A 20,602-nucleotide genomic window follows, 5' to 3' on the forward strand; every position below is an offset into this window, starting at 1 on the left:
AGTGGTATTAAAGTATCATCATGAAAAAAAGCACATAAGCAATACGCCACTATTTCCCGTCCTGCCGGGCAGATTCGGAGCTGTCCTGCTGGTACAGCTTGCGATAATGCGTCGGGGTCATTCCCTCCTGCTTCTTGAAGATCCGATTGAAGTAGCTATGCTGATATCCAACCTGTACCGCCACATCGTTAATCAACAACGAGGTATCCCGCAACAGCTCCTTGGCCTTATCCAGCCGTAGCTCCGTTAGATAATCAATGAAGTTCTTACCTGTAACCTTCTTGAACCACTTGCTGAGTACAAACGGACTTGTGCCCGTATAATCAGCGCAGCTATCCAGCGAAATATTGTGCATGTAATTCTCGTTGATATAAGCCATTACCTGCTCCACGGTCCGTCGGAGGCCGGCGTCCGAGCGTTCTGCCATCTCCTTCAGGAACGGAGCGACCACCTTCGATCTGAACCAGTCGAGAATGAGACGCGGCTCATGGATCTGCGACAGCGCAGCATACATATTCGCACCCTTGAACAGCTGGTTAGGGTGAACGCCTGATATCATAATCGCATGCTGGATACTCCCGAGCAGATGCAGCATACCCTGCTGCACATCTATCGCCTTCGCGCCATCTGCACATAGCGCCTCCAGGAACTCCTCCAGCAGACGATAGGCCTCATCCGCCTCTCCCATACGAAGAGCCTGAATAAGCCCCCGTTCCAAAGTGAAGGAATACTGCGAGTCTGGTGCTGCTTCGCCAGTACGATCCATCTGCTCCAGATTGATGATCTGATTCTCTCCACTGAATTGACGATAGCTGGCAGCCTGCTTCACGGATTCGAAGAGCAACGGAACCGCCGATACCCGATCGGTCGGGGCGGCAAAAGCAATCGTCACTCTCATCTTGAGCATGCGATTGATCGCCCCTGTCAATTCCTCTGCGAAGGTCTGTACCTGTTTCAACAGCTGTTCTTCAGGTGTCCCCATAATAAGTAAGCCAGCCGTCAGATCGTGGAAATGGATACTCTCCGCTTGGTGGAAGTGTTCAGCAGCCATCTCACCCATGATATTAACAGCCGCGAAGGATACCAGACTCTCGTCACCATCCCTGAATTTCCCCTCCAGGCTGGAGATCCCTGTTAATTGAATATAGAGCACCACCAATTGGCAGCTGTCCATGCTCCATTGATAGCGTTCCATTCGCTTACGAAGCTCCTGCTCGGAATACGCATACATATTCCCTTGGAAAAGCTGATGCAGGAAGCTCTCCTTCACTTGGGGAAGCTGCTCGGATAGCGTGTACTGTAGCGCGTGACTCTCCCCGTATAGATGTAGCCAGCGCTGCTCAATCACGGAGAACTCATCCACTCGGGCATGAGCAGCCGCATCCTCTGGCATTAACGTCTGCATGAGCCTTCTGACTGGAGAATAAATCTTCCGCGAGGCGAACCAGGACAGGATTGCTGCCAGCAGCAACGCACAAGAGCTTACCGCGAAGATCAGACGAGAAATAAAGATGACAGGAGCCGTAATACTCGTGATTGGAGAAGCCGAGACATACAGCCATTCCGCAGCAATCCGAGAGAAGCTGCCATAAGTAACGGCGTAGGTCATATCCTCCCATTTGAACAGGAACGAGGACGAGCTCCCGGAGGCACGCTGCTCCTGAATGGCGCTGCGCAGGGCGCTCACGAAAGGAGCGTCCTCCGTACTCCCCCCGGCAGAGACGAACAGATCACCTGTCGTCCTCAGCAGGAAGGTCTCGCCGTTTTTGTAAGGCATCATCGTCTTCAGCATGGCGGCTACCTTCTCTGAATCCATACGCATCAGCAGAGCTCCGTTCGGACTCTGGCTGCCACCGGGAATATGGTGGATTAGCGTCAGGTCCTTCTCCCAAGGTCGATTGGGATCAAACGCCCACTGCGCCCAGTAGGTGCTCTGTTCTTGCTCCATCAGCTTCTCGTAGCGCTCGACTACCGCAGCCGAGGACACGAGACCATACTCCGGATTGAATAGAACAGGCTGCTCCTCTGACAAATACAGCTCTACCTGTTTTGCCATGGAGCTAGAGCCTTGCATGACCACCAGCGTCTTGGTAATATCCCACGCCCGTTCATGGTTCAGCGTGAAATCCATTCCCTTGAGACTGTAATCGAACTTCGGATCGAAGGCCCAATGCGCCAGCATGAGCTCCAGATTCGTTAATTGATCATTCATGTAAGCTGCCCGCTGCTCGATCTGACGATTGTGGTTCGCCAGCAGCTCACTCTCCAGTCTGCCGCCAGCCATCCAATAGATCATTGCACCAATAATGAATCCGGGAATGGAGGACACGACGAGGACTATAGTCAAGTTACTGCGAAAATACCGTCCCCGGTGTCCCGCCCGGAACGGACTGTACCGATTCCATTGCATCGCGATCCTTTTCAATGTGCTCTCACCAGCCGAATTAGATTTGAAGTGAAGCCGAACTGTACGCTTCTTCTTCGGCTCCATCCGGCTGGGTCTGCATCCATGAGAGCACACATCTTGCTGCTCTATACGCCATGGTTGCTATCGCTACTGGGATGCTGCCTTGGACAACCTTTCGAAGTAATATACTGCTTCATGGCTGGCACAGACTCCACGATTAATGGAGCCTATGTCAGCCATAGCAGGATCTAACTATCGAAAGTACCCTTATTTCTCGGAATTCGCGTACAGCTCGTTCATTTCATTTACCAGTTCATCTCCGCCTGTGTTGCGCCATACCTCAAATGCAGCCTTCAGGCCTGCTTCGTCAAGCTGTCCTACAATGAATTTGATACGTGCGTCGTTGATGATATTGTCCAGCTGCGAGCCTTTTTGTGAATACACCTTGGAGATGAAGGCCTCCGCCGGATTATTCACAATGAACTCCTCATTAGCCTTCTGTACGGCATTTTGCTTGATCAACAGAGGCGTCTGCTTCACCTTGGCCGTGCGATCCTCAGGGATGAATGCCAGCATTTGGTTCAGTCCCTCAACCTCACTCTCCAGCAGGACTGTATCCTTGGAACGCTCCACAGCTCCGTCCACTATGGCATAGTGCTTGCCTTCCAGGCCATAGTTCAACAGTGTCTGATTATCGGCATCGTTCAGCTGATCGAGGAATTTCAGTACCTTTTTCAGCTCATCCTCCGTCTTCACCGTAGATTTCGGAATGGCCAGGATGCCTGAGAAGCCTGAAGTCGGCAGCGTGCGCAGTTGACCATCTGGACCCTTGACTCCGCCATTAACATCAATATAGTGCTGGTCCGGCTGATCCTGACCTGATTTCTCCAGCGCAGCGTGAATCCGATTGTCGATCCGTGCTCCACCGTCTACCACGTCTACGATTACGCCAGCCTTGTTATTCACGATCGGATCTGTCCATTTGGCGCTGTCCATGACCGGGAAGTCTGAGTTGATCAGCTTCTCATCGTAGAGCTTTTTCATAAATTTAAGCGCTTCCAAATATTCAGGATACTCATGCTCCGGCACAAGCTTGCCATCCTTCACGCCCCATTTATTAGGCGAATTAAACCACAGCTTGATTGTATCGAAGCCACTTGCCCATTGTCCGGTCCATTTCACCAGCACCATACCGTAGGTGTCAGCCTGACCATTGCCATCCGGGTCCTGCTCCTTGAATGCCTTGAGCATATTATAGAAGTCATCGACCGTCTCTGGCTCCTTCATACCGAGCTTATCCAGCCAATCCTTCCGGAATGCCATACCGTTACGACCGAGGTTGCGTCCACGATAGATCCCGTAGTTCTTGCCTTCAATTGAGGAGTTCTTCATAATGACCGGGTTGGCCTGACTGAGATTCGGGTAATCCTTCAGATAAGGACCAACCTCCCAGAAGGCGCCTGATTTGGCAGCGTTCACAAAACTGGATGCCTTGACATCGCCTACATAAATAATATGCGGCAGCTTGCCTGAGGCCAGTGTAATATTGAATTTGTCCGCATAGGAAGCATTAGGCACCCATTCAAAATGGATCTTCGTTCCTGTGCGCTTCTCAATCTCGGCTGCAGTCGGACTACCATCCTTCGGATAATTCGTTTTGAAGATTGGAAGCATGATATTCAGATTCAAAGCACCATCATCAGCCCCTGCTGATCCTTGATCCTGATCACCGGAATTGGCGGAGTTGCCACCGGCACAACCTGCGATCAAAGTTACTATCATCATAGCAGCAATCAGCATTGACAACCAGCGTTTCGTGTTAGCCATACATGTCCCCTCCATTATACTTATTCATTTTCTTGCCAGTCTGAGAACTTGCTCTACTCGTCTGAGAACTTGCTAATGACCCTCTTCAACACCGCTTCCCTATCCATAACTTAGCCCTTCACAGAGCCCAGCATCACCCCTTTGGCAAAATGCTTTTGTAGGAATGGATATACTAGCATAATCGGCACTGTACCAACGACGATGACCGCCATCTTGACTGCCTGGTCCGGTGGCTGTACAAAATTCGGGTCCATTGAACTCAGATCACCAGCAGCCGACTGGGATAGCATGACGATCTGACGCAGAATGACCTGCAGGGGCCATTTGCTCGGATCATTGATGTACAAGAGCGCCGAGAAGAAGTTGTTCCAGTGCCCCACCGCGTAGAACAAGGTGAACGTCGCCAGCACCGGCTTGGAGAGTGGGAGTACGATCCGCCATAGCAGCCCAAGCTCGGTACAGCCATCAATCTTGGCAGCCTCCTCCATCTCAAGTGGCAGCTCCTGAAAGAAGTTCTTCACAATGATCAGATTGAAGGCACTGATTGCTGCAGGATAAATCAACGCGTTCAGGGAATCGAGCATATTCAGCTCACGAATGACGAGATACGTCGGGATCATCCCGCCGCTGAACAGCATGGTGAAGATGATCAGATTCAGAATCAGATTGCGCCCCATCAGCTGCTTCTTCGCCAATGGATACGCCATAGTGACGGTGCAAAAGAGATTCACAATCGTCCCGACAACCGTCACATAGATCGAGACGCCAATACTGTTCACAATCGTATCCGTGGAGAAAATGAAGCGGTACGCATCTAGCGAAAATGTAGTCGGAATCAGAAATACAGCACGCTGTGTAATCTCTGCCTCCGTCGCGAAGGAGCCGGACACGACGAATATGAATGGAATAATCGCTACAATGCCGATTAGACCGAGGAAGACATAGTTGAAGATGTCAAACGTCACGCCTCCAGCAGTTCTATATTGTTTGGCCACGCTCTATCCTTCCCTTCCGAAGATCTTAGTCATAGCTTAGTAAATGCCGGACTCACCAAACTTCTTGGCCAGCCAGTTCGTGCCCAGTACCATAATGACGCCGATCACCGACTTGAACAGCCCTACAGCTGTACTGTAGCTGAACGCACCTTGTGTGATCCCGAGTGTGTACACGTACGTATCGAATACCTCCGCTACTTCACGGTTGAGTGCATTCATCATCAGGTAGATTTGCTCAAAGCCGTTGTCGAGGATCGTCCCCATACGTAGAATCAACAAAATAACAATCGTGCTACGAATAGCTGGAAGTGTAATATGCCAAATCTGCCGCCAACGGTTCGCACCATCCACAGTCGCCGCCTCGTACTGCTCCATATCTACTCCAGAGAGCGCCGCCAGGAAAATGATTGTCCCCCAGCCGCACTCCTTCCAGATGGTCTGGAGGATGATCAGCGGACGGAACCAGTCAGGATTGGCGAGGAAATCAATTTTTTGCCCTGTAAACGCATACACAATCTCATTGACTGTGCCGCCTTCCGTCGTTAAGAGCACATAAGACATACTCGCAACAATAACCATAGAGATGAAATGTGGTACATACACCATAGTTTGAATGGTTTTCTTATAAAAGGAAAGCCGAATTTCATTCAGCAGCAGCGCCAGTATGATCGGTGCCGGGAAGAAAAATATAAGATTATAGAAGGACAGGATCAATGTATTGCGCAGCAGCATAAAGAAATCGGGATTTTGAAAAAACACACGAAAATGCTCCAACCCTACCCATTCGCTCTTCCAAAAGCCCAAAAACGGCTGATAGTCCTTAAAGGCTAACATGACCCCCCACATCGGGATGTACTTGAATATCAGAAAATACAGCAGACCTGGGATCAAGAGGATATACAGCCATCGATCACGGATCAGCCTCTTCTTGCGGAGTGCCCATTTATTAGGATACAGTCTTGGCTGCGATGCCGCCAGGTCCTGAACTGCTCCACGCTCCATTACGAATCACCTCCGGTTGTCATCACAACAATTACGATTGAAGCAGCCATGGAATGCCACAATCCTTTGCGTGAGTTCATTATGGAATGAGGAGCATTTTCCGGCAATTAGACTTTTTCAACGGGGCTGTTATTGGCCTGATTTGACCGGATACTAGGCCTCTTCAAGAAAGTGCAAACGGTGCAAAACATTACTATTGCGCGCAATGACGCCGCCGCTTATGCTTCCCCTGTTAAGTGACTATAGGAGAAATTCAGGTAGTAGCCAATCAGAATTGGTTCAGTGTACGCAATGAAATATCTACTCACCTACGAGACAAGGAGGCTGTACGAGTATGACGGCTAAGCTGTATCACGGGGCTGCCTGGTATCCCGAGCTGTGGAATGAGGATGTGCTGAAGCAGGATATTCGACTGATGAAGGAGACCGGAATTAATCTGGTCCGTATGGGGGAATTCATATGGAGTGTGCTGGAGCCAGAGGAGGGGCGTATCGATATCACGCCGTTCGCCGACTTCATTGAACGTCTGCATCGGCACGGGATTGATACGATCATGTGCACACCTACGCCTACTCCGCCGATCTGGATGACCCATCAGCATCCCGAGCGCTGCTTCGTAGATCAGCAAGGCACGGTCATGGGACACGGAGCTCGTCAGCACATTTGCACGAATCATCCTTATTTCCGGGAACGGGCTGCCATTCTGGCAGAGCATCTCGCACGGGAGCTCGGGCCATTGCCTGGCCTTGTGGGCTGGCAGCTGGACAATGAATTCAAAGCCCATGTAGCCGAATGTATGTGTAGCACCTGCCTGGGGCTATGGCATGAATGGCTGGAGGCACGCTACGGTACTATCGAGCAGTTGAATGAAGCTTGGGGAACGAATATCTGGAATCAGCGCTATCAGCGCTTCGATCAGGTGCCCCAGCCGGGGCCGGCTCCATTCCTGCATAGCTCCTCGCTGTGGACTATGTATCGTCTCTTCTCCATGGAGAAGATCGCCGAATTCGCAGATGAGCAGGCGGCTGTCCTGCGTCGCTATTCGGATGCTCCCATCACGCACAACAGCAGCGTTGCCTTTCATGTGGATAATGAACGGCTGTACCAGAATCTCGACTTCGCCTCATACGATACCTACGCCTCACAGGAGAACGTGCACGCGTATCTTCTGAACTGTGACCTGTGGCGTAATTTCAAGCCGGGCCGGAGCTTCTGGATTATGGAGACAAGCTCCTCCTTCGCGGGCTCACTGAAGAGCTATGCTCATCCGCATCCGAATGGCTATCTGAAGGCTGAGGCGGTAGCTGCCTATGCGCTGGGAGCTGAAGCGTTCTGCTACTGGCTCTGGCGACAGCAGCGCAGCGGCAGTGAGCAGACGCACAGTGCCGTGCTAAGCGCTTGGGGCGATTACGGAGTAGGATATGCCAATATCCTGGAGGTCGATTCCGCTCGCCGCGAGCTAGAGCCCTGGCTACTTCATAGCCATCCCGTGCAGGCCGAAGTAGCCATTACCTATTCAGACCGTACCAAGGCGTTCCTCGCAACAGAGCCGCATCGGGGACTGAATTACCGTGGACTGCTAGGGGATTACTACAAGCGCGTGCTGAACATGGGGATTCATCGTGACCTGCTGCCGGAGGGAGCTGAGCTTAGTGGATACAAGCTACTGCTTACACCTTTCGTTCATTATATATCTCCCGAGTATTTGGCTAAGGCTCGGCAATTTGTAGCCGAGGGTGGCACCTGGATTGTAGGTCCGCTGAGCGGTGGACGAACCCAAGAGCATACGATTCATACAGATGCTGCGCTGGGCAAGGAGCTCGAACAGTTGGCTGGTGTCAAGACGAAGTATACGTACCCGATGGAGCAATCCGGGGCGATCGGCCATGCCTTCGGTGTCTCGGCGGGATTATCGTTATGGAGTGCCCTCTTCGAGCCACTTCCCGGCGAGGCGGTCAGTATAGGGGAAGTCCTCGGTGGACTGACACCCGGCTTGTCCTTCGTCACCGAACGCAGCTATGGACGCGGGTCCGTCGTCATGCTCGGCTCGCTGCCAACCGGTGACGACGGAGATCTGCTGCTACGCAAGCTGATTGATCATTATGCAGCGCAATCCGAGGTTCGGTTGCGGAGTAATGTCACCTCGGGGACCATTGTCTGTCCCCGCCAGGGAGAGGACTACGAGCTATGGGTGATCGTCAATATGGACGGTCATGGCGGCTCCGTCACACTTCCGCACTTGGGAGAGGACGCCTTGAGCGGACAGCAGCTGCCTCCCGGACCACTCAAAATTGGAGCTTATGAGTACAGAGTAGTTCGTTTTCCTGCGTAAAAAGTATAAATATGCAAAAGAAGCTTCCAGACCCACGTAGGTTGTGGTCTTGGAAGCTTCTCGTGCGTGGTCAGCAGAAAGCGGGGAAGCCCTAACTCAAATCAAAGAACGGCAAGCTTAACAGCAGTCGGCAGGGCTCCCCGCTTGCAGCGGCTCTAATCTCCGTTTTGATTCGGTCAAAGTCTAATCTAAAGTTCTTGCTCTATGTCTGCTGGCGCAGCTTCAGGAATACCTGATAGCTACGCTCGGCACAAGAGGAGATGGACACCGGATCAAAGCCGATCAGGTCAGCATACAGCGTATCATTTAGCGGATCTGTCCAGGACTGCGGCAGCTGTGATGCACCGAGTCGTGCGCCCATAATGGAGCCTACCGTAGCCCCGTTGCAGTCCGTGTCCATTCCACCGTATACAGAAGTGACTACCGCCTTCTCAAAATCATTGCCCGCATACACTAGTGATGCCGCTACCAACGCCGCATTGTTATTGGTGTGGACGGCATCATAGTGACTGAAGGCATCCCAGATCCGGCTGACGAGCTCCCGTTCATTGCGAGCCTCAAGCCCGATCTCCATGCCGCGCTGCACATCCGCCGCCAAGCGACTGGTCCTCGGAATCTCACTTAAGCCGATCTGTACAATCCGCTCACTGTCATCCTCCACAAATGCAGCCGCAATCATGGCCGCAGCCAGCATCTCGCCGTAAATGCCGTTCTTCACATGAGAGAACGAGGCATCGCGCCAGCCCAGCTCTGCTGCCAGCTCTGGTCGCCCGGCTACACCATAGGCCAGACCATCGGCACGAATCGCAGCTCCAATCCATTCCCGATAAGGATTCAAGTGCATCCGTACATGCTCCTGACGCTCCAACCAGTTCGAAGGCTTGCCCGGATGGAGATGAGAAGTCTCTTGCGCAAAATTCATGTAGGCTTGGGTCTCCGCTGTACATACCTGACTGTATGTCAGACGGCAATGCCACAGCTTCCCGATATCCCAGGAATCCCAGTCGAGCCCCTTCTCCTCCAGCATGAGCAGACCCAGAATCGTATAACGGATATCATCATCGCTTTCCATGAAGCGAATTTTCTCCCGCACACTCAAGGGTCCCAACTCCGTCAACCCCAGTCCGTACTCCTCCTCAGCTCTGGAATGCTCTGGTGTATAGCCCTGGATGGGCCAAGCATCTGCACCCTTGAACCACAGCTCGATATTCTCCCATCCCGGTCGTCCATCCTTGCCGTACAAATAATCGGGGTGCTCCAGCGGCTTGCCGAGCGTGCAGCCAATACTGCGTCCCAACCAGGCACCACGAAATTTATCCTGCCATGTCTTCTCACTCCAGTCGGTCTGAAGAGTCCGTGGGCCATCGGGCCGCAGACGACGAATTCCTTCCAGATCTGAAGGCTCCTCGAAAGGAAATTCCGGAGCTACAGTAAGACTCATCAGCTCATGATACAGCTCGAGCAGCTTATGTTCGTCCTGACCCACAGCTGTCCATCGCTCCGCAAAGCCCTGCGTATCACAGCCCTCTTCGCCCCGCTGTATGAGCTCCAGCCTCACCGTCTCTTGCAAGTCTGTCCAGCCTGCCATGTTATGCATCTCCTTGCGAGGCTTGCAGCACCTTGGCATCCAGTATAGCCAGGGCTTCAAAAATAAGACGAATAAAGGCTTCACGATCAACGCCGAGCAGCACATTGACGTTCGGCTCCCGGTCTGTCTTCGTACGCAGGTCACCTACCGTCATCCCGCGGGTATACGTCCCTTGTGTCTCGATCGTGACATCCACCATTTTGGACTGGAACAGCTCGGGCTTCAGCAGCCATGCAATGGCACATGGATCATGCAATGCATTGCCATGATAGCCCATCTTTTTTCCGAAGATCGAATAGAAATCCAGTAGCTCTCCTACCATGACAGAGACTGGGCCACGCGTCTTCAGCGCTTCGATCTCTTCGTCGAATATAGCGGCCTTATCTGTCACGTCCAGACCGCTCATTGTAATAGGAATGCCTGACTCGAAGACAATCTGAGCCGCCTCGGGATCCACGTAAATGTTGAATTCCGCTGTCCGTGTCACATTGCCGTAGGCAAGTCCGCCGCCCATCATCGAAATGCCCGCAATACGGGATTGTAGCTCGGGATAGGCACGAATCAACGTCGCAATGTTAGTCAGCGGGCCAATCGGTACCAACGTAACGGGCTCAGGCGAGGACAGCAGGATATCCCGCATGAATTCGACTGCTCCCATCTCCAGCGGACGATAGCGGCTTGGAGGTAGCACCGGGCCATCCATGCCGGATTCGCCATGAGCCTCTTCTCCCGTCACCAGCGTACCGAGCAGCGGTCCCTTCGCTCCTTTGGCTACAGGGATGTCCGCACCTACGAAGCTCAGAATCTTCAGTGCATTATCTGTGATCTTCTCCAATACCTGGTTACCGCCTACTGTGGTGATTCCTTTGATCTCCAGCTGCGCAGGATGAGCCAGCGCCAGCAATATAGCAATGGCATCGTCATGCCCAGGATCGCAGTCAATAATAATTGGTCTAGTCATGGTCCTCTCCTCAGTTCGTTTTTTGTGCCAGCTTACGACGCTTCTTGCGTGTCTCTGCAATCGCATAGACGATCAGCCCGATGACGGTAGCTACATATGGAAGGGTACCGATCAGCTCGGCTGGGATCTTGAGCACCTGCAGTGCATTGGCTAACGCTTCTGCGGCACCGAAGAGCAGCGAGGTCAAAGCTGTACCTACTGTCGTGCTCCGTCCCATGGACTCAGCCGCGATCGCAATCCAGCCCCGTCCGGCAATCATATCCCGAGTGAACAGGGACAGGTACCCCATCGACATGTAAGCTCCTCCCAGACTGGCGAAAAAACCACTCAGCAGCAAGGCCGCATATTGAATCTTCACCACGCTGACTCCGACGGATTGCGCTGCGTGTGGATTCTCGCCAACCGAGCGAATCTGCAGTCCCAGCGGCGTGCGCTTCAGCAGATAATAGACGGCGATGACTGCCAATATAGAGACATAGGTCAGAATATGGTGCCCTGACAGGATGGGGCCGAGCACCGGCACCTGATTAAGCAGGGGAATATCCAGGCTGGGCAGCACCTTGCTGGGCAAGGAGGTGGATGAGCCTTTATCACCGCTCAGCAGGTACAGCAGGAATACAGTTCCCCCTGATGCGAACATATTGATAGCAACCCCGCCCAGAATAATATGCGTCTTGAACTTGAGAGTGAAGAAAGCTAGCAGCCCGGCAATCGCTGTACCAGAAAGGACGGCACCCAGCAAGCCTATCCAGGCACTGCTTGTATAAGAGCTAACAACAACCCCAGCTAGCGCTGATACCAGCATGATGCCTTCCATACCGATGTTGATGATGCCCGCACGATTGGAGATCAAGGCACCAAGCGCAGCGAACAGGATCGGCGTCGTCACCCGCAGCACCGAAAATGCAAAATCCGTCGTAAGAATTACGTTCAACAGACTATTCATGAAGCTTGGCCTCCTTCAGCAGCATCCGATTCTTCCAGAATTTGAGGAACTGCTCTGCCGAGATCAGCAGGATAATGACAGCCTGAATAATCGAAATCATCTCGGAAGGCACGTCCGACAGGCGAGCCATCAGATCAGCACCAATTCGAATATAGGCCAGAAAGAGTGCCGCTCCGATAACGGACAGCGGGTTATTCTTGGCAAGCATGGCTACAAGTGCGCCATCAAGCCCGTATCCTGGCAGCGCAGTCCATTGGAAGCGATTATACATACCCAGCACCTCTACAGAACCGCCCATTCCAGCGATGAAGCCTGCAATCAAATGCACGACAATGATCACCTTGGCTGTCTTCATGCCAGAGTAGCCGGCGAACTCACGGTTAGCCCCCGTCATACGCAGCTCATACCCCCAACGGGTCCGGTACATGAAGAAGTGGGCAGCTACGATGAGCACTAACACAATAATCAGCCCGGTATGCAGGCGGGTGCCTGGTACAATTTTGTCTAGCTGGGCTGTCTGAGCAAATTTGTAGGATACATTCGAGAAGGCCTTGGCATCGCGTAGATGATAATTCAGCAGGTACAAGCCGATCCCGAATAAAATGCTATTGAACATCAGAGAGGTAACCAGCTCATTCGCGTTCCATTTGGCCTTCAGGTAGCCCGGTATGGCCGAGATGAGCGCCCCCGTAATAGAGCCTGCAGCAATAGCAATAATCGGGTGCAGAATTCCGTTCATGCTCAGGTGAATAGCCAGAATCGCAGCGACTATGCCGGAAATGTAAAAAATGCCCTCTGCTCCAAGGTTGAACATATTCGTCTTGAACAAGAGCGATACCGACAGCCCCGTGAACATGAGTGGAATGGCCATTTCGACTACATTTCCCATTCTGCTCACCGTTGATAGCGGCTCGAACAGAAAGATGCGAATCGTCTCTACAGGCTGGCTGCTTACCAAAGAAATAATAATGAATGCGATAGCAAGCGCAATCAGAATGACCGCTGAGGTTCGCAATACTTCAAAATACTTCAATCGGAACATGGGGAAGCCTCCTTACTCACTTGCTCCTGCTGACGTTGAATACCTAGCATGTAGAGGCCAAGCTCCTCTTCACTGACACTGGCTGGTGACTCTAGCCGTGCAACAATCTTGCCATCGTACAATACGAGCAGCGTATCACTCATTTCGAGGATCTCATTCAGATCCGCCGAGACGAGCACGACGGCACAGCCTCCATCTCGCAGCTCCAGTAGCTTCTGATGGATGAATTGGGCTGCTCCGATATCTACGCCACGCGTCGGTTGCTCCGCAATCAGCAGATCAGGTCCGGTCGAGCACTCCCGGGCAACGACTACCTTTTGCATATTACCACCAGACAGCATACCAATCTGCTGCGTGGGGCCTGAGCATCGCACCTTGAATTCCTCAATCAGTGAGCGTGCCAGCTTGTGAACAGATGACATGCTCAGGAACAAGCCTTTATTCAAATTCTTCGAACGGTACTGGGTAGAGATCAGATTATCCGCAATGCTGGCTTCACTCGCGGCACCCTGCCGATTCCGATCCTCCGGAATGTAGGAGACACCCAGCTTACGAATATCATGAATGCCCTGAGTGTTGATGCTTCTACCTTTTACGGCAACCTCTCCTACGGCCTGAATGTTATGCAGTCTTCCAGTCAGAGCTTCGATCAACTGCGCTTGTCCGTTACCTTCGACTCCGGCGATGCCCACGATCTCACCGGCACGGACATGAAAGCTAATATCCGACAGCAGAGTTTTTCCTTCATGATCAACAGCTCCAAGTCCCTGTACCGATAGTACAGGGTCACCATAGCTCGGGCGCGTCTTATCATACTTCAGCACGACATCCCGTCCGACCATCAGGCGTGAGATTTCCTGCTCACTGACATCCGCTATGTTGAATACACCCTCTGTACGTCCACCCCGCAGAATCGTGATCCGATCACAGATCTCCTTCACTTCCTTCAGCTTGTGCGAGATGAACACGATCGTATGGCCCTTCTCCTTCAGCTGCTTGAGCTCCCGGAACAGCTCCTCCGTCTCTTGGGGCGTCAATACAGCCGTAGGCTCATCCAGAATGAGAATTTCTGCGCCACGAAGCAGCGCTTTGAGAATCTCCACCTTCTGCTTCATTCCCACACTCAGATCCTCGACCTTCGCTTCGGGATTCACTGTCAGGTTGTACTTCTGGGCCGTCTCCTTCGTCATACGCACGGCCTCCGCATAGTGAATGCCGACCCCTCGCCTTGGCTCCATTCCAAGCACCATATTCTCTGCAACTGTAAAAGACGGTACCAGCATGAAATGCTGATGCACCATACCAATACCCAGCGCTATAGCATCCTGCGGATTGCCCAGCTTCACCTGCTGACCTTTTAGCAGAATCTCGCCTTCACTCGGCTCCTCCATCCCGAACATCATCTTCATCAAGGTGGACTTGCCTGCACCGTTCTCACCAGCAATGGCATGAATCTCGCCCTCCTGCAGAGAGAACTGTATGTTCTTGTTAGCCACGACCCCATTCGGGTATACCTTCGTAATGTTTCTCATTTCCAGCAGCGCGCCGGGCATGGTAGGCAACTCCTCTCTACAGCAAATGTGCACAAAAAATATACAGCCGAAAAATGCATCAAATAGCATGACTACACTTTCCAGCTGTACCAGATCAATTCCCGTGTGTGAGTGTAGAGCCGCTGCAAGCGGGGAGCCCTGTCGACCACTGTTAAGCTTGCTGTTCTTTCCAATGAAATTGAAAAGCTGATGAACAGCCGGCTTAAAGGTGGACACTCCGTTTCTCTAGGGCTTCCCCGCTTTCCGCTAACTACGATCTCCGCAGATCATTAACACCCGAAATCTTATTGGGTCAAGATAGTAGACTATGAAAAAACGACACAACCTCTTTCAGTTAGCGGGCTTATGGCTTGACACTGTTGCGGATCTCTTCGATCTCAGAAGTCTCCATGCCCATTGCATTCGCTACTGTGATCTCTTTGTTCATGAGCTTCTTCTTGATGTCCTCTACCTGAGTCTGCAACTCGGCTGGGAACACTTCCTTGTAAATATCATTCTCGGCAATCCCTACACCGTTCTCGACGAATCCTAACACTTCACGTTTGCCCGTCTCCAGCGTACCTTCCTTAGCTTTGGTCACCGCTTCAAGGATGGCTGTGTCAATCTTCTTGATCGCAGAGGTGATAATGAGATTCGCTTTCTCACTGTCTGTATCTTTCAATAGTGCCGCTTGGTCAGAATCCACGCCAATGGCATACTTCGATTTCTCTTTTGCCGCATCAAAGATGCCAAGGCCAGTACCACCGGCTACGTTAAAGATCACATCCACACCGGAATTATATTGAATGAGCGACAGCTCTTTTCCTTTGGCTGGATTTACAAAATCACCTGCATACGATACAGCGACCTTGATGTCAGGGTCCACATATTTGGCTCCCTGAATATAGCCTACGAGAAAGGCGTTGATGCCTGGAATATCCATACCGCCCAGGAAACCGATTACGTTGTCTTCATTAGCCTGTGGCATGTCCGATTTCGTGGCCAACGCAGCAACAGCTCCCGCCAGGAAGGAGACTTCATTCGTAGAATAAGACATGTTGTAGACATTGGCAGGTGCATCCTCGATGTCGGTGTCATAGTTGATAAAAGTCTTGTCAGGATACAGTTCGGCTGTCGCATTGAACATCTCCGTGATCTCGGAACCACCGGAAATGACGATGTTCCAATCCTCAGCCGCAATATCATTAAACGTAGGCTCCCACTTCGTCTTGTCCGTACCCATCTCAATCACCTTGGTCTCGGCGTCCAGCTCCGTTTTGACCATTTCCAGACCATGATTGGCTGCGTCGAAGAATGATTTATCTCCCAGCGTGCCTGGAATCAGCAGCACGACCTTCAAACGGTCACCCTGTTCACTACCACCGTCAGCACCATTTGTGCCCGTTCCTTCAGATGTTCCTTTCGTTCCTCCACAGGCGGACAGCAGCAGCAGCACAGCCAACATACACATTACCAATGCATTCTTCTTCATTTTCTTTACTCACACCCCTGTTTGTTGTTAAAATCATTGATGATCTGTCATACTTGTACATCAGGTCTTTCTAACAAATTGTGAATCAGATGTGCCAACTTGAACCATATTGCAATGTTTCATTATCAAAAACCGAACGTAACAATGGATAACAACAGTTAACTTTCGTTTGTGAGTATGATCATAACAAAATTCAGCCATGATATTTATATGATTTCGGCCATGTTTTTGTACGATTCGGCTAAATGTCGAAATTTCGGGGAGGGCGATTATGGATCAAGTTCTGTATGTTGTCAGAGCGGAACATGCCAGATTCACACATATTATCCCTCATCATCATGAATGCTATGAGCTGATCTATTATCTCAAGGGCAAAGGGACCTCGACGATCGGAGAGCATAGCTACCATTTTCAAGCTGGCTCTTATGCCTTGATCCCTCCGTTACAGCAGCATGACGAAGACCACCGCGAGGATGCCGAGGTGCTGTTCATCGGGTTTCAGACAGCTAGGTCCAAGGCTACGGAGCTTCAGGGTATGCATCGGGATGACAAGGAGCACAGTATCCGCAGCTATATGCAGGAGCTGAGCACCGAATATACAAGACGTCGAGAGGGCTTTCAGCAGCATCTGAATGATCGTCTTCATCATATGTTGTTGCATCTGCTACAACGAGGGACAAGCAAGCGAAATCCCTTGTTCTCTGGAGATCGGCTACAGTATGTACTCGCTCATATTGATGAGCATTTCAAACAGCGTCTATCCGTCGATATGCTGGCTGATATGTCTGGTTACAGCTATGATCGTTTTCGACATTTGTTCAAAGAGCGCTATGGTACAGCTCCTTCTAGATACTTGCTGATCAAGCGTCTGGATTACTCCAAACACCTGCTGGCTAGCACACAGATGTCCATCTCCGAGATCTCGGCCGAAGCTGGCTTCGTGAATGATGCTCAATTTTGCAACATGTTCAAGAGAGAGACGGGAACGACTCCACGGTCCTACCGCAAAAGCCTGCAAATTAAGAGTATGTGACCACGCAAAAGAACCTTCATAACCACTTGAGTGTGTGGAAATGAAGGTTCTTTTTTATTTAACGCTGATATAAGTTATTTCATTGATTACGCTGGATATCCTCCGGTATGCTGTAGCAGTTCAATCTCTCGTAGCATATAGGGCAGATCAGATAATGAATCAATGATGAGATGTGCACCAGCACGCTTCAGATTGTACGCTGCCTCACGACGCCGCTCTTCCTTGTCGAATGGGGTTGGAGCTGACGTTCCATCCGCAGCGGCAGGCTCCTCATTTCGATTCAGCACCCCGATCGTCCATACCCCGGCATTTCTGCCCTCTTGCATGTCTATAACCGTATCTCCTACCTTAACTACGTCGCTAAGTGGATATACCTGCATACGGTGGGCCGTCTCATACAGCATCCACGGATAAGGGCGACCATTGCTCACCTCACAAGGCGTCACCATGCAATCCAGTCCCAATGTATTAAACACATGACCAGGGACCGTACTCAGCATCTCAAGCGAAAGAGCAGAAGTTGCACCACACTGGATACGCCGCTCTCGTATCTCCTGTAACGCCAGATTCAATCCCTTCGCCGGGGCCGTACCATGCAGCATGGATTGCAGCATCGGCAGCAGCTCGTTGTAAATATGCTCTACATCCTTAAGCCCAGGCTCATGTCCATAATGATTCACCCAGTTCCTTCGCACTTCAGCAAGCTGCAAAATATGGGCGATATGCTCTCGTAGGGGCAACCCCCGTCCACGCCTGATATCCGTAAGCCCGACCTGGACCCCCATCCAGCGAAAAATGTCGGCCATGCCTTGCGATAATCGAAGTCCTTCGGGGTCCAGCATTGTGCTTTCCAGATTGAACACCACCGCTTGTATCATGCCCTTCGCCTCTCTTCCACGCTGCCTTGTATTACTTCAAGAGCTGTTGCACTCCATCGTATATGATGAGTGTAAGAAGAGATGCTGTAGGAGGTTAACAATATGCAAAATTCAATGGATTTTAAGTTCATGTCTAAAACGCCGCTTGTAGCTGTTTCTTAATCTCAACTATAATGATAGGGCGAGTGAACCCGGCCAAAGCGTTACTCGCCCCAAGCCGATTGCCTATGTGATCGGCTTGGGCTATTTGGTAGTGTGCTATATAGCATTAATCCAATATATATTTACTCTTGATTTCATCTAGATCATTTAAACGAAGAACCAAATCATTCTCCGGATTGGCACTTGTAATGTTGGATTCTTCCACTTTCTGTGTACTTGCTCCTTCTTCTGATGTCTCCCCATATATAAATAAGCTTTGAACAGAGTTCAAGAGACTTGCAGGTGTGTTTTCATAGGTAGCTAAGAATAAAATATAGTCATTTCCAGTCAAAATATCTATATTTTCTTCAGATATAAACTCTATATTCCCCACCTCTCCTCCAAGTTGCTTTACTTCAATTGTATCGCCAGGCTTGGAATTACCTTTGAGAGAATCTACAATTTCGATGGTGTAGATGGTATAATTCGTTTTTTCTTCGGGTAATTCACCTCCAGGATTCATTTTTTCGTCTACAGATGTTGAATAAATTACATCATTAAGTGCTTCAACTCGTGACTTAATGACCCTGCCTTTAATAATAACATCTGCTTTTTCTGACAAAGAGTCTATGCTCTTGTAGTGGGGAAAATCCTGTCTCACAAGAACAGTCGACAGCTCTCCCTGACTCGTACTATCATCAATATTCACGGGAGTACAAGCAACCAGAGACAGCATTGCAGTTGCACATATTATTAGTCTAATAATATTCCTCATTTCGTTCCCTCCGTATCAATTTTTAGTATTTTGCTTTCACATTATTGATATCAAACGTCTGTGGTTGAGTTATTTCGTTACTTTTTTAACAATAATTTATATACGTTTTTTTGTTGTTAGACTTATATTTAATGAAAGTTACATCCATGTATTTATGTTTTCTCTTCGAACTTTCTGAACATTCGATTGATAATCCGTCCTCAAAAAGGTAAAGGAAAACTCCAGACTAATTAAAGCCTGGAGCCTATTTTATATCAATCTAAGAGGTTGAATCAGTTCTGTCTCACTGTCAACAAAACGAAAATCATTACAGCACAAAAACATAAACGATAAAATATAATATCGTGAGTATATGAATGTTAATGCGAGTTTTATCACAAAATGATTTCAGTGGCTTTGCCAAATAAGGACTAACATACATAAACGAAAGGCTAATCAGTATAAATTGAATATAGCGTCGCAAATCCGCACTTAGATTAATAATCCGTCAGTCTTCTAAATTGTTTAGATATTCAATAAATGACGTTTCAGAAGATATCTCAAAAGTCACATCTTTATAATAAGGGAATAGAGGACTTTCTATCCGCTCTGGCTCGTTAATTACAACTACTCTCTTATTTAATTCAATGGCTATTGCAAAATCAATATACGCATGAGGGCTCCATTCGTTTGAAACGATGACATGATCAGCCTTACTAATCATATTCTTTGTATCCAAATAACTTTGGTGAGTTGTAAAGGTTATATTGTGCTTTTCAGAAATAAATAGAATTGCATTTTTGGCCTTAATAGTAGATGTCTCAAATGTGAAGTCCACTGCCTGAATCACATGTATATTCATTAGTTTATATCAACTCCTGACCCAATTTGACCTACGCTAATCCATGAAGCACTATTCATCGAGAACGCCTGAAGAAGGTTATGAGCAATTCTAACGCGATCTACGTTTGTTGGAATTGACATATTACCTACATATAGTACACCGGCTGGTGCTGCTGGATTATTAAGATGAGTATAAGTAACTCCATTTCCAAAGCTCTTATAATTTACGGGCAAACTTGTAGAGTCAACATCTATAGATTTATATCGCCAACTTTGGTCAAAAAAACTAACGAAAAGAGAGCCCAGACTAAAAATCAACACTTGACTTTTAGATTGGGCTCTTACAAATTATTAATTTATTGACTTTTCAACCGCTGAGCATTTATGGAGTCTAATTGAATCCACTGATTAGAATTTCGATCTGTATATATATATATGATGTCTGGATCATCAACAAATTTAACATAGACAGGGTATTTAGGCATTTTACTAAGTTTAGCTTCGATACTGACAATCTCGGATGGACTGTATCCCTCTACACGAATGAGATGTTCTCTTAGGCTGTCTTCAAGCTGGGTATATTTCATTTGTAGTTGGATATACATTCCTAAAGCAATCACAGTAATGATGATCAGAGCAGTAAGCGACGGTACTCTTAATAGGATGTTCTCTTTTTTACTTACTTCATCCTTCTTATGGGATTTCCAACGCTTCATGGAGACACTCAGGATTTTTAATAGGATGTATGTCCCACAAAATATAAGAAATAATACAATAACTAATGACAGCATATCATCACCTCTCAATCGATATAGATTTATATTTAAGG

Annotated in this window: 16 protein-coding genes; 2 read left to right on the top strand and 14 right to left on the bottom strand. The window is 49.5% G+C overall.

The genetic code is table 11. From position 1 onward, the window contains the following. Nucleotides 1-49: 49 nt before the first annotated feature. From D328_RS0121545 to D328_RS0121560, 4 genes are all read right to left on the bottom strand, one after another. On the bottom strand, nt 50-2,491 hold the full coding sequence (locus D328_RS0121545; protein ID WP_018887120.1) for an AraC family transcriptional regulator: 2,442 nt from the start codon (nt 2,489-2,491) through the stop codon (nt 50-52). A 183-nt stretch (nt 2,492-2,674) separates the two neighbouring features. Then, nucleotides 2,675-4,234: an extracellular solute-binding protein gene (locus tag D328_RS0121550; RefSeq protein ID WP_018887121.1), complete on the bottom strand. Its 1,560-nt coding sequence runs from the start codon at nt 4,232-4,234 to the stop codon at nt 2,675-2,677. Nucleotides 4,235-4,344: 110 nt separating this feature from the next. Next, on the bottom strand, nt 4,345-5,229 hold the full coding sequence (locus D328_RS0121555; protein ID WP_018887122.1) for a carbohydrate ABC transporter permease: 885 nt from the start codon (nt 5,227-5,229) through the stop codon (nt 4,345-4,347). Between the two features lie 36 nt (nt 5,230-5,265). After that, nucleotides 5,266-6,231, bottom strand: a complete 966-nt coding sequence (locus D328_RS0121560; RefSeq protein WP_018887123.1) for an ABC transporter permease — start codon at nt 6,229-6,231, stop codon at nt 5,266-5,268. Between the two features lie 334 nt (nt 6,232-6,565). On the opposite strand from D328_RS0121560, the gene D328_RS0121565 reads away from it, so the two are divergent. Continuing rightward, complete coding sequence (locus D328_RS0121565) at nt 6,566-8,563, top strand: beta-galactosidase (RefSeq protein ID WP_018887124.1); 1,998 nt, start codon at nt 6,566-6,568, stop codon at nt 8,561-8,563. A gap of 202 nt (nt 8,564-8,765) precedes the next feature. On the opposite strand, the gene D328_RS0121570 is transcribed toward D328_RS0121565, so the two are convergent. The 6 genes from D328_RS0121570 to D328_RS0121595 form a co-directional block, all read right to left on the bottom strand. Continuing rightward, nucleotides 8,766-10,151, bottom strand: a complete 1,386-nt coding sequence (locus D328_RS0121570) for an ADP-ribosylglycohydrolase family protein (protein ID WP_018887125.1) — start codon at nt 10,149-10,151, stop codon at nt 8,766-8,768. A gap of 1 nt (nt 10,152) precedes the next feature. Continuing rightward, nucleotides 10,153-11,112 (bottom strand): nucleoside hydrolase, encoded by a 960-nt coding sequence (locus D328_RS0121575; protein ID WP_018887126.1) that lies wholly within the window; start codon nt 11,110-11,112, stop codon nt 10,153-10,155. Between the two features lie 10 nt (nt 11,113-11,122). Next, the gene (locus tag D328_RS0121580; protein WP_018887127.1) at nt 11,123-12,058 is read right to left on the bottom strand and encodes an ABC transporter permease; all 936 of its coding nucleotides are present in this window, start codon (nt 12,056-12,058) and stop codon (nt 11,123-11,125) included. Beyond that, nucleotides 12,051-13,100 (bottom strand): ABC transporter permease, encoded by a 1,050-nt coding sequence (locus D328_RS0121585; RefSeq protein WP_018887128.1) that lies wholly within the window; start codon nt 13,098-13,100, stop codon nt 12,051-12,053. The genes D328_RS0121580 and D328_RS0121585 overlap by 8 nt, the downstream gene beginning before the upstream one ends. Beyond that, nucleotides 13,088-14,653, bottom strand: coding sequence for an ABC transporter ATP-binding protein (locus D328_RS0121590; RefSeq protein ID WP_025676753.1), 1,566 nt, complete (start codon nt 14,651-14,653; stop codon nt 13,088-13,090). Before D328_RS0121590 ends, D328_RS0121585 begins: the two co-directional genes overlap by 13 nt. A gap of 343 nt (nt 14,654-14,996) precedes the next feature. Beyond that, on the bottom strand, nt 14,997-16,124 hold the full coding sequence (locus D328_RS0121595; protein WP_018887130.1) for a BMP family ABC transporter substrate-binding protein: 1,128 nt from the start codon (nt 16,122-16,124) through the stop codon (nt 14,997-14,999). Between the two features lie 271 nt (nt 16,125-16,395). Between D328_RS0121595 and D328_RS0121600 the strand changes: the two genes are divergently transcribed. Next, complete coding sequence (locus tag D328_RS0121600) at nt 16,396-17,157, top strand: AraC family transcriptional regulator (protein WP_018887131.1); 762 nt, start codon at nt 16,396-16,398, stop codon at nt 17,155-17,157. Nucleotides 17,158-17,243: 86 nt separating this feature from the next. Here the strand turns inward: D328_RS0121600 and D328_RS0121605 are convergent, their stop codons facing one another. The 4 genes from D328_RS0121605 to D328_RS30430 all read right to left on the bottom strand — a co-directional run bounded on the left by D328_RS0121605 (nt 17,244) and on the right by D328_RS30430 (nt 20,489). Further along, nucleotides 17,244-18,035 (bottom strand): HAD hydrolase-like protein, encoded by a 792-nt coding sequence (locus tag D328_RS0121605; protein WP_018887132.1) that lies wholly within the window; start codon nt 18,033-18,035, stop codon nt 17,244-17,246. A gap of 268 nt (nt 18,036-18,303) precedes the next feature. Continuing rightward, the gene (locus tag D328_RS0121610) at nt 18,304-18,951 is read right to left on the bottom strand and encodes a hypothetical protein (RefSeq protein WP_018887133.1); all 648 of its coding nucleotides are present in this window, start codon (nt 18,949-18,951) and stop codon (nt 18,304-18,306) included. Between the two features lie 487 nt (nt 18,952-19,438). Continuing rightward, the gene (locus D328_RS0121615) at nt 19,439-19,792 is read right to left on the bottom strand and encodes a hypothetical protein (protein ID WP_018887134.1); all 354 of its coding nucleotides are present in this window, start codon (nt 19,790-19,792) and stop codon (nt 19,439-19,441) included. Between the two features lie 337 nt (nt 19,793-20,129). Next, nucleotides 20,130-20,489: a hypothetical protein gene (locus tag D328_RS30430; RefSeq protein WP_169445813.1), complete on the bottom strand. Its 360-nt coding sequence runs from the start codon at nt 20,487-20,489 to the stop codon at nt 20,130-20,132. Between the last annotated feature and the right edge of the window lie 113 nt (nt 20,490-20,602).

It is taken from the genome of Paenibacillus massiliensis 2301065 = DSM 16942 (assembly GCF_000377505.1).
Taxonomy (GTDB): domain Bacteria; phylum Bacillota; class Bacilli; order Paenibacillales; family Paenibacillaceae; genus Paenibacillus; species Paenibacillus massiliensis.

Excerpts from the sequence above, each read along its gene's own strand:
- D328_RS0121545 (WP_018887120.1), bottom strand. The coding sequence starts at position 2,491 with ATGGAGCCGAAGAAGAAGCGTACAGTTCGGCTTCACTTCAAATCTAAT.
- D328_RS0121550 (WP_018887121.1), bottom strand. The coding sequence starts at position 4,234 with ATGGCTAACACGAAACGCTGGTTGTCAATGCTGATTGCTGCTATGATG.
- D328_RS0121560 (WP_018887123.1), bottom strand. The coding sequence starts at position 6,231 with ATGGAGCGTGGAGCAGTTCAGGACCTGGCGGCATCGCAGCCAAGACTG.
- D328_RS0121565 (WP_018887124.1), top strand. The coding sequence starts at position 6,566 with ATGACGGCTAAGCTGTATCACGGGGCTGCCTGGTATCCCGAGCTGTGG.
- D328_RS0121570 (WP_018887125.1), bottom strand. The coding sequence starts at position 10,151 with ATGGCAGGCTGGACAGACTTGCAAGAGACGGTGAGGCTGGAGCTCATA.
- D328_RS0121575 (WP_018887126.1), bottom strand. The coding sequence starts at position 11,112 with ATGACTAGACCAATTATTATTGACTGCGATCCTGGGCATGACGATGCC.
- D328_RS0121580 (WP_018887127.1), bottom strand. The coding sequence starts at position 12,058 with ATGAATAGTCTGTTGAACGTAATTCTTACGACGGATTTTGCATTTTCG.
- D328_RS0121585 (WP_018887128.1), bottom strand. The coding sequence starts at position 13,100 with ATGTTCCGATTGAAGTATTTTGAAGTATTGCGAACCTCAGCGGTCATT.
- D328_RS0121590 (WP_025676753.1), bottom strand. The coding sequence starts at position 14,653 with ATGCCCGGCGCGCTGCTGGAAATGAGAAACATTACGAAGGTATACCCG.
- D328_RS0121595 (WP_018887130.1), bottom strand. The coding sequence starts at position 16,124 with ATGAAGAAGAATGCATTGGTAATGTGTATGTTGGCTGTGCTGCTGCTG.
- D328_RS0121600 (WP_018887131.1), top strand. The coding sequence starts at position 16,396 with ATGGATCAAGTTCTGTATGTTGTCAGAGCGGAACATGCCAGATTCACA.
- D328_RS0121605 (WP_018887132.1), bottom strand. The coding sequence starts at position 18,035 with ATGATACAAGCGGTGGTGTTCAATCTGGAAAGCACAATGCTGGACCCC.
- D328_RS0121610 (WP_018887133.1), bottom strand. The coding sequence starts at position 18,951 with ATGAGGAATATTATTAGACTAATAATATGTGCAACTGCAATGCTGTCT.
- D328_RS0121615 (WP_018887134.1), bottom strand. The coding sequence starts at position 19,792 with ATGAATATACATGTGATTCAGGCAGTGGACTTCACATTTGAGACATCT.
- D328_RS30430 (WP_169445813.1), bottom strand. The coding sequence starts at position 20,489 with ATGAAGCGTTGGAAATCCCATAAGAAGGATGAAGTAAGTAAAAAAGAG.